Source organism: Ochrovirga pacifica, assembly GCF_000220525.1.
In the GTDB taxonomy this organism is placed as follows: Bacteria; Bacteroidota; Bacteroidia; order Flavobacteriales; family Flavobacteriaceae; genus Ochrovirga; species Ochrovirga pacifica.
Genome location: NZ_AFPK01000017.1, coordinates 1 through 10,660 on the forward strand (window position 1 = coordinate 1; position 10,660 = coordinate 10,660).

5 protein-coding genes are annotated in these 10,660 nt (G+C 34.8%); all 5 read right to left on the bottom strand.

Features of this window, described 5'->3' with window-relative positions; all coding sequences use genetic code 11:
* Window positions 1-4,569, bottom strand: a 4,569-nt coding sequence (locus FS85_RS0102760; protein ID WP_010134481.1) for an alpha-2-macroglobulin family protein, incomplete at its 3' end; no start/stop codon positions are given.
* 44 nt (window positions 4,570-4,613) lie between these two features.
* Window positions 4,614-5,492 (bottom strand): DUF4249 domain-containing protein, encoded by an 879-nt coding sequence (locus FS85_RS0102765; protein ID WP_010134482.1) that lies wholly within the window; start codon window positions 5,490-5,492, stop codon window positions 4,614-4,616.
* A 5-nt stretch (window positions 5,493-5,497) separates the two neighbouring features.
* A complete protein-coding gene (locus FS85_RS0102770) occupies window positions 5,498-7,876 on the bottom strand; it encodes a TonB-dependent receptor (RefSeq protein WP_029489221.1) in 2,379 nt (792 codons plus the stop codon).
* 427 nt (window positions 7,877-8,303) lie between these two features.
* Window positions 8,304-9,509: a diaminopimelate decarboxylase gene (gene lysA, locus FS85_RS0102780; protein ID WP_010134485.1), complete on the bottom strand. Its 1,206-nt coding sequence runs from the start codon at window positions 9,507-9,509 to the stop codon at window positions 8,304-8,306.
* A 66-nt stretch (window positions 9,510-9,575) separates the two neighbouring features.
* Window positions 9,576-10,660 (bottom strand): peptidase T (gene pepT / locus FS85_RS0102785; protein WP_010134486.1); only part of this gene is annotated, 1,085 nt, incomplete at its 5' end.

The window sequence follows — 10,660 nt, forward strand, 5'->3', positions numbered from 1 at the left end:
CATAACAGATAGTTCTGGGTTTTGAGCCAAAGCCAAGGTATACAAACGGTACGCTTGTTCCAAATCTGGGTGTTCTTTGCTTTTTACCCACGTTCTAGCCATTTCTTTTTGATACGAAATCCAATTATTTTTATTGTGTGGAGCGATTAAATACCCTTGTTTTTCTGCTTCTAACATAAAATGTCCGGCATAGTTGCTCACCCAAGGATTTGCTTTAACACTTCCGGGCCAATAGGTAAAACCACCGGACAGTAATTGGTAGTTTTTTAGTTTTTCTACCGCTTTGCTAATGTTGTTATTGCAATTTTGTTTTTCGTAAGCATCTAGCTCAAACAATTGTCCCATATACAGTTGTGGAAAGGCTTTTGAAACTGTTTGTTCTAAACATCCGTGCGGATAACGGATTAAATATTTCAATCGATTTGTAAAGTTAATTTGCGGAAAAGAAGAAACTTCAATTGTTCCTGTATTGCTATCATCCACACCAAAACCGTTTAACTCTATTTTTTTGCTTTCTTTTCCGTCTAAAATCAGTTCCATAGTTTTACTAATTTTTTTATTCGGATTGTAAGCATTCATTTCTATTGTATACTTAGCTTTGTGTCCTTTTGTATTGGTTGCGGTGATATTAATTTTACCAATTCCTGATTGATTTGCTTTTAAGTCAAAATAAGCCAAATCGTCTCCTGGAGCATCAAAAGAAACGGTCTGACTTTTATTACCCTCTACAGTAAATAGTTTATTGGTTTGTAGTTGCACTTTTATTTTTTGTGATCCAGAAAGGGAATTGAAAACAGTAACAGGAACTCTTATACGCTCACCTTTGCTCACTTTTCTTGGTGCACTAGCCAACAACATAATAGGTTTTTTAACGGCCAAACTGGCATCTGTTTTTCCGTAAGCTTCTTCTTCTGGTTGATGTGCTACTACCATCACTTTTACCGAACCGATATATAACGGAATTTTTAAACGATGTATGTTGCTGTTTCCTGCCTCTAAGGAAAAAGGTCCTTTAAAAATTACCACAGGTTTAAAACGATTGGCTTTCTGAGTTTTGGCTGCGGCCAATCCTACATCTCCACCAATGCTAAATACCTGGTTTAGTGTACCTCCAAAAGCTCCAATCACATCATCGTACATATCCCAAGTTTTTACGCCCAATGCTTCTTTTGCGTTAAAATAGTCCCAAGGGTTGGGAGTTTTAAAACGAGTTAAGTCCAACAAACCTTCATCAACAATAGCTAAGGTATAGGAAAATGGTTTTTTATTTTTTTCAGATACTTTTACAACAAACTCTTTTTCAGGAGCTACTTCTTTTGGCAAATCTAACACAGGGTTTAGATGTGTGTTTGCATCTTCTACCACAATTGGTTTTACTCCATACATTCTAATAGGCAAATCATTAGCAGTGTTGTGATGAGGTTGTAAACTAGATATGGAAATATACACAGTAGGAGTCATACTTTTGTCTACCTTAAATTGAAAATCGGTGCTTCCTTTTTGGGTAGGTACGACAAAGTGTTTGATAACTTTTTGACTGTTTTCTATAGTAATCAAAGCGTGTCCGTTAGCAGCAGATGGAAAGTTAAGCTGTACTTGTTCTCCTACTTGATAGGTTTCTTTGTTTGTAGTAAATACCAACATAGCTGCTTCTTTCTGATTGCCTTTTTTGGCTTTACCAGCCCATCCAGGCCAATCTATAAAAACTGTTTCACCTGTGCTATGTCCCGAAACTCTGTCGGTAACTTTTACAAAATAACGTCCCCATTCAGGATACTTTAACTCGTAGTTAAAACTTGCAGTTCCCTTAGTATTGGTTGCAATATTTTGATGAAATACAGGGGTGGTGTAAGTAGCCGATTGAAATTGAGAATAATTGTTGTTATTGTTCCACCACCAACTATTTTCCATTTTGTAAATTTTTACTTCCAAACTTCTGTTTGGTACTGGGGTTCCTTGTTCTGTTACACTCACCACATTAAACGTATGTTTTTTGTCTGTTAAAAGCATGTTCCTTGCTTTATCTCCAACAGGTCTTTTTAAACCAACGTACGTGTTAAAAGGAGAAAATGTTTTGGGATAAACATCGGTACTAAAATCACCACTTTTTTCATAAACCTTGGTCGTTAAAAAGGCTTTTAACATTCCTGGAGCATGGTTGTTAACTTTTGGATTGAACGCAAATTTGGTTTTGCCTTCAGCGTTTAGTGTTCCTTTGTAAACGTTGATTTCTTCACTTTCAAAACGTTTGCTAGGGTCATCAAAAACGTAATTGGGATAACGATCAAAGGTTGTGGTACTTTGTCTTAACAGCAAGTCGGTTTCTACTTTTAGGTTTTTAGCAATAGCTCCATGCAACCACTTAGCACTAAGGTTTATTTGACTATTATGGGTAGTTAATACCTTTTCTGATGTTTGGATGTTGATTTTTAATCGGTTTGGTTTTATGGTTTCTACTTTTAAATTTTTGCTAAAATTTGCACCTCCAATTACTACCTTGGCAGTCCATGTTCCTGTAGGATCTGTGTCTTGTGTAGGTACTTTAAAACAGTAAAGGTTGTTTAGATTGTGTGTGCTTACTTGTCTGAATTTTAAAGTACCTCTGGAATCTTTTACTTCTAAGGTTACAGGATGATTTTTGGGCAATTTGTTTTTTAAATCATTCAACATAAATGAGGTGAAAATAGTATCTCCTGGTCTCCAAACTCCTCTTTCTGTATAAAGAAATCCTTTTAAACCTTTTAGAGGTTCTACTCCTTGTGTATTAAAATTACTCATAGAAAGCACGTTTCCATCGTTGACTTTTAAATACGTGGTTTGCCCGTCTTTTTTGGCAGTAATGACATAGGGAATTTCTTTAAGTTGTAATGAGCGTATTCCATTTTCATCTGTTTGTGTGCTGGCTATTTTTTGTTGCTGATAATTGTAAAAATCCAATTGTACTTGGGCTAGGGGAGTCGCATCAATCAAGTTTTGTGTACTAATAAAAAAGGAATTGTCTTTTCCTTTTTTTGCCATGATTCCAATATTACTTGCTAAGATATTTTTGCTTACTACCTTATTGCGATAATAGGAATTGGTACACGGATTGTCTCGATCTCTCCAATTGTATTCACCGCTATAATTGTATTCGCTGTAATAATTATTTTCGCCATCCCATGCGCTTGTTTCTATTTCATCATCGTAGTTTTCTTCAGCAATAGGATCAGAAATAGATGCAGTTGTACTGGCACATTGATAAGTTGAAAATTCCTTTCGGATGTTGATTTTAACTTTATAAATTGCTCCTTGTTCTACATTAACCACCTGATCCAGAGCAATTCCATAGGTTTGCCACACCGAATAGACATTGTTGGTAGGATGCAAAGGCATAATTTTTTTGACCATAGGCCTAGCCACCATTTTTAGGTCTCGTTTTCCTTCTAAATTGTTTTGTTGCAAAAATTGCAATACGTTAGATTCGTATATTCTGTAAATAGTAACTTCAACAGCTTTTAGGTTGATGGCTTCAAACTGAATGTTTAATCCTTTAGAGTTTGGTAAAATGGTTCCCGATTTAGAAAACTTTACTTCAGGTTTAGGCTCGTCAAAAGAAAGTAAACGACTTATTTGTTCGTTAAACTTGTATCCGTAGCTATTTTTAATACCTCGGTATATTGAAACTTTGTAATCTCCTTTTAGTGTTTTGGATTTGGGATATACTTTTACCACATTTCCATCAATACTATAACTTAGGTTGTTTACATTGGCAATGCTAATCAATCCTTTGAGATTTTGATTTTTAGCTACAGGATCTGAAAAGTTGATAGATACATATTGACTAGCTCCGTTAACCACTTTTACATCAACAACTTTAAAATTATTTTTTCCTGGGATTTGCAGTTCTCGTATTTGCTGGTGTTCTATCTTTAAAGCTTTTCCGTTGTAATGTAATTGAATCTTACTATCGTCCAATTCCCTGTAAATACTATCAATTTTAAATAAAAAAGTTTGGCTTGGAATGTCTATTTCATCAAAAACCACCGATAAAGGTTTGCCGTTTTGTTTTGCAGTAATAAGAGATTTGATGTTGTCTAGCGTAGTTACATCGCTTGTTTTTATAACTCCGTTAATGTATTGCCAGTCTTGGCTATAAGATTGCAAAGCTTTTGTTTTAATGTCAAAAGCTTGTTTTTTAGTAGTAAAAGTAAACTGGTATTTTTTGGTTTTTTGATCTGGAAAAAGTTGATCTAGAGCCATCGTTACCTTGTAGGTTGTATTTCCCTGAAAAGGTTTTTTAGGAACAAATACCAATTGTTTTTGGTTGATAATTTGCAGTGTTCCTTCTGCTTTTGGAGAAAAAGTTAGTACTTTCTGTAATTGACTTTGGTCTACCGTAGTGGCTTTGGCTAAGGTAACTACAATGTTGGCAGCTACGGAATTAACACCGCTAGTGTGATTGTAAACAAACTGACTGTAATTAAATCGGCTATCATTTACAACTTTTACTTGGGTTGATTGTTGACAGGCAACAAAAAAACAAACCAAACTGACAAAGAGCAAAACTCTAGAAAGTACTATCTTTTTCATTTTTATTTATTTGTCACTAAAAATAAATAAAAATAGTTTTTGACTTAAAATTCTGTTACAATTTCTTTGTCCGATTTCTCCTTTACAACATACTCTACATAAGTAAATTCATTCATAGAAAAATACCCATAAGCTCTGTTGTCTTCATTCGTTGTGTTTAAAATATTTCCTCTAATGGTGGCTGGAGCTGTAGAAAATGGACCGTCGGATCCTTGAGCTGTTAGAATGATTTTATTCAAAAAGTCGTTGTAACGTCGGCTAATTCCGTAAGTACTTATTTTTAGCAAATCGCCAGGTTCTAATTCTTCTTCAAAATAACTAAAGCTATAATTGTTATCTCCTGGTTCTTCACTTAACAAACTATCGTCTGCGTTAGAGTATTCTGGTAAAACGCTAATTCTACTAGGAGGCACAATTTTAAACAAATAATAATTGTCTACACCAATTTCATTGTCAATATTATAATCTACTTGAATAATACCCTCTGGGTCTAAATCCTTGTTCAGGGTTTGAGAAATAAAATTAGGACTCTGAATAGAAGTGTAGGTGTCACTTGCGGTATAGACTTGTCCATCGACCTCTATAGTTAATTGATAGGTGGTTCCAACGGTAGGTTTTTTAAAATCGGTAGCAACATACAATTCTTGACTAGCATCGTATGTAAAAGTCCCCATCGACTGGTTGTTGTTATCTGTTATGTTAATGATTGCATCGTTAACCACGGGATAATCTTGACTGTAATACGAGGTAGATTGGGTTAGTTTTATGGTTTGTGTTTTAGATGCTTCATCGTCATCTTTGTTCCAGTCTATACTAGCTTCTACAACCAACCTAGGGGTAGAATTTGTAATGTCATCTAAAACAACTTCTTTGGTGCACGAAATTGTACAAATGGTGATTAGTAGGATTAAATATCTTTTCATTTTTGTTAGAATTTAAAGTTAAAAGCAACAGAAGGAACTATTCCGAAAAAGGTAAAACGTTCGGTAATGTTTCTTGTGGTTCCTGTGTCAGTATTTTCGTCTTGTAAAAAGTCTATAGAGGAAGCATTTTGTCGGTTGTACAAATTGTAAACACTAAATACCCATTCTCCCTTCCAATTTTTAGTTTCGTATTTCTTGGGAACATAAGTAGCAGACACATCCAAACGGTGGTATATAGGCAAACGATTTGCGTTTCGATCTCCATAATCAGGAACATTTAGACCCAAATAGTCGTAACTAGCCACGGCATACGTAATAGGTTGTCCGGATTGTAAAGTAAAACTAGAGTTAAATTTCCATTTTTTAGAAGCTTTGTAATTGGCAATAATACTAAGGTCATGGGTTTTATCGTATCCTGTTGCATACCATTTTCCATTGTTAATTCCTATTTCCTGGGAAGTTCTTCCTTGGGTTTGTTGTTCGGATCTAGAAAGCGTATAACTAATCCAACCGTTAAATTTACCCTGTTCTTTTTTAAACAACAATTCCAATCCGTAAGCACGAGCTTTCCCATTTAAAATCACAGATTCTATGGCTTCTTGAGCTACCAAATCTGCACCATCAATATAATCAATGCGGTTGTCAACAGTTTTTCCAAAGATTTCGGCAGTAAGACTGTATATATTGTTAAAGTCTTGGCTATACCCAAAAGCAATTTGATCTGAAAGTTGTGGTTTGATACGTTCGCCACTTGGTGTCCAAATGTCTAGTGGTGTAGGAGACTGTGTATTGGATAAAATATGAATGTATTGTGCCATTCTTTGGTAACTTGCCTTAAACGAACTTTTGTTATTCAGCGCATAGGCAATAGAAAAACGAGGTTCTAAATTGTTAAAGGCTTTTCTAATGGTTCCTCTGCTTACATCTTTTTGTCCTATTGGCTCGGCAGATTCGTACAATTTGGTTTCTGGGTCGTACAAAACAGGACTTCCTTGGTATAGGTTGATTTCCTTTTCTCCCATGCGTAAAAAGTTAGACCAACGTAATCCATACCTCAAATCAATTTTATCATTCAATCTATGTTCTACATCTATATACAAACCGTTTTCTAGTGCATATTTTTTTGCAATTTGATTGGTTGCAATTCCAGTTCCAGGTTTGTTAGGTTCTATTTTTCCTGGATTAAAGATGTAGTTTATGGTTTGCAAACCGTAATTTATAGCAATGTCATCATTAAAATACTGCTTTAAATCGTATTTAAGATTGTAGTTTTCTAACCCAGAATTCCATTGAAAACCAGCAATGTCAATTTCCAAACCGTAATAATAATCACTGTAAATAAGAGATAAGTTAGAAAATAATTGACTGTTAAAAATATGATTCCAACGTAGGTTGGCTACTGCATTTCCGTATTCGTTAACAAACGTGGTTCCTAAAGCAAAAATATCTCTACCAAAATATCCAGACAAAAACAGTTTGTTTTTGGCATCTACTTCCCAATTAAGTTTGGTGTTTAGATCGTAAAAGTAAGCTTTACTATCATTGTTTGGTTGTACAATAGGTAAGAACAAATCTGCGTAAGACCTACGACCACTTACAAAAAAAGATGCTTTTTTCTTTTTAATAGGACCTTCTAATGTAAGTCTAGAGGATAGCAATCCAATACCACCATTTCCGTGAAATTCGTACTTGTTTCCGTCTTTTTGATGGATGTCTAATACAGATGATATTCGCCCTCCGTACTTGGCAGGAACACCTCCTTTGTAGAGTTTTAAATCTTTAATAGCATCGGCATTAATAACCGAAAAGAAACCGAATAAGTGAGAGGTATTAAACAAAGTGGCTTCATCTAACAAAACTAAGTTTTGATCTGCAGCTCCACCACGAACATTAAAACCTGATTGTCCTTCTCCTGCAGTTGTTACCCCTGGCAAAGTGGTAATGGATTTTAGTACGTCTACCTCACCCAAAACAGCAGGAATTTCTTTTACGGTTTGCACTTTCATTTTGTTAACGCTCATTTCTGCTTTTTTGATACTAATTTTTTCGGTGTAAGCAGAAATCACCACTTCTTCTAAGCTTTGTGTGTTTTCTTCTAAATTGAGATTTAGTTGTTGATTTTTACGAAGCTTAATTTCTTTACGAATGGTTGTGTATCCAATGTAAGAGATTTCTACAGTGTGTACCCCTTCGGTTAGCGTAAGTGAGTAAAAACCGTATTCGTTGGTAACAGTACCTCTAAAAGAACCTTTATCTACAATACTAACTCCAATAAGTGTTTCTCCAGAGTTGGCATCTTTCACGGTTCCTGTTAAGGTATATTTTTCTTGAGCCCAAGTAAAAAGGCAGCTCATCAGAAAAATAAAAAGCAAATTTTTTTTCATAGGGATGATTTTGTTCATGTGTTTGTTATAGGTTGCAAATTACTTTCATTTTTTGATTTTAGAGGGGTCAAAACAAGCAGAGGGGCTTTTTTTAACCATTCTTAACATTAAATTTAGGTTGCATGCGGTGCAAAACTAAAAGTTTAAATTGGTATATAAGTACGGACTTATAATTTAGGACTTAGTTCCTACTGTTCTACACGCATTAGTAAGTTTAGATTTTCATTTCTATGATTTTTTATCACTTTAAAAAGATGATCTAAAGAATTTAGCCTAGAGATTAATTCTTTTTTTTTGTCTTAAGCTGTATAAAAAGCAAAGTAGCTATAATGGTAATTTCGCTAACTATAAAGAATTCTAACAGCTTTGTTATTTTGCAATTGCGAAAAAAAAACGCTAATTTTATATTAGCGTTTTTTAATAAAAATTATAAATCTATTTCAATTTGATTTTTTAGCAAATCTTCAAAAGTTTCTCGTTGTCTAATCAGGTAGTCTTTACCGTCTATCACCAAAACTTCTGCGGGTCTAAAACGTGAATTGTAGTTAGAGGACATCGAAAAACAGTAAGCACCCGCATTGTCCATACAAATAATATCACCTTCACGTACTTCTCCTAAAATTCTGCTGCTGGCAAAGGTATCTGTTTCACAAATATACCCCACAACATTGTATTCTTTTTTAGGGCCTTCTGGGTTCGAAATGTTGCTTACGCGGTGGTATGCATCGTACATCATAGGTCTCATTAAGTGATTCAGTCCACTATCTACTCCTACAAAATTGATGTTGGGAGTTTGTTTGATAACATTTACACGGGTTAAAAATTTTCCAGCTTCGCTCACCAAAAATTTTCCAGGCTCAAAAACCAATTTTAAATCTTTTCCATAGGCAGCACAAAATTCGTTGAATCTAGCTCCTAATATACTTCCCAGTTCTTCTAAATTGGTTTCAATGTCCCCGTCTTGGTAAGGCACTTTAAATCCACTTCCTAAATCGATGAATTCAATGGTATCAAACTGCTCAGCAATTCCCAATAAAACTTCCATTGCCTCAACAAAAGCATTTGGGTCTTTAATATCAGAGCCTGTATGCATATGCACTCCATTGATAGGGGTTTGGTTTTGATGTACAATTTCTTTTATAGCCTCTATTTGTGTGTGTGATATTCCAAATTTAGAATCTACATGTCCAACCGAAATTTTTGCATTTCCACCTGCCATAATATGCGGATTGATACGCAAAGAAACAGGAGCTTGTGGAAAGGTTTTTCCAAACTGATCCAAACTAGACAAGTTGTCTAAAGTAATTTTTACCCCTAATTGGTGTACTTCCGAAATTTCATCAAAAGAAACTCCGTTAGGAGTATAAGATATTTCCTGTGCATCCATACCAGCAGCCAAACACAATTTAACTTCCTGTACAGAAACACAATCGCCACCTGCACCTAAGTTGTTTAAGTATTTTAATATATTAATGTTGGTGTTGGATTTTACTGCATAGTTCAATTTTACATTTTTAACAGACGAAAATGCTAGTATCATACGTTGGTACTGACGTTGAATAATAGCTGCATTGTACACATACAACGGAGCTCCATACTTTTCTGTTAATGAAATTAAAAATTGATTGTTCATTTTATAAATTGTTTTATTACTGGTTTTAGTGTATAATTTGTTTGAGCAGGGAAAAACCTTTCTTTTTTATTGATGTTTTTCTGCTGTTAGTTGTGCAATGTTTACAATAACTTGGGTTGCTTTTACCATAGATTCTAAGGGAACATACTCATATTTTCCATGAAAATTATGTCCGCCTGCAAAAATATTTGGACAAGGTAAGCCCATGTAAGACAATTGAGATCCATCGGTTCCCCCTCGAATGGCTTTGATATTGGGTGTAATCCCTTCTTTTTTCATGGCTTCAGCTGCAATGTCAATAATGTGCATTACTGGGGTAATTTTTTCTTTCATATTAAAGTACTGATCTTTTACGGTTACTGAAAAGATAGTTTCGTTGTATTTTTCGTTTAATTGTTGCGCAATTTCTTGAATGTATTTTTTACGTTCTTCAAATTTTTCCAAATCATGATCGCGAATAATGTATTCCAAAGTAGTGTTTTCTACATCGCCTTTTACATCGTGCAAGTGATAAAAACCTTGATAACCAGAGGTTTTTTCTGGAATTTCATCTACAGGCAATTGTGCTATAAACTCATGTGCTTTGATTAGTGCATTCACCATTTTTCCTTTGGCATAGCCAGGGTGCACACTTTTACCTTGTACCTTGACTACAGCACTAGCGGCATTAAAATTTTCGTATTCTAATTCTCCTATTTCGCTACCATCCAGAGTATATGCCCAAGCTGCTCCAAAAGCTTTTACATCAAACTTATGTGCTCCTTTTCCTACTTCTTCATCTGGTGTAAAACAGATACGAATAGTTCCGTGAGGTATTTCAGGGTGTGCTATCAAATATTCCATAGCCGAAACAATTTCTGTAACGCCCGCTTTGTCATCTGCACCCAAAAGTGTGGTACCATCGGTGGTAATAATTGTTTGTCCTTTGTATTGTTGTATTTCATCAAAATAACTAGCGTCCAAAACAATATTTTTAGCAGCGTTCAACACAATATTTTTTCCATCGTAATTTTGATGAATTTGTGGATTGACGTTCGTTCCGCTAAAATCAGGACTGGTGTCTATATGAGCTACAAAACCAATTATAGGCACTTCGTAATCAACATTACTGGGCAAGGTCGCTGTTAAATAACAATTGCTATCTAACTGTA

Coding starts and splice junctions, on each gene's coding strand:
- lysA (WP_010134485.1), bottom strand. CDS start 9,509: ATGAACAATCAATTTTTAATTTCATTAACAGAAAAGTATGGAGCTCCG.
- FS85_RS0102765 (WP_010134482.1), bottom strand. CDS start 5,492: ATGAAAAGATATTTAATCCTACTAATCACCATTTGTACAATTTCGTGC.
- FS85_RS0102770 (WP_029489221.1), bottom strand. CDS start 7,876: ATGAAAAAAAATTTGCTTTTTATTTTTCTGATGAGCTGCCTTTTTACT.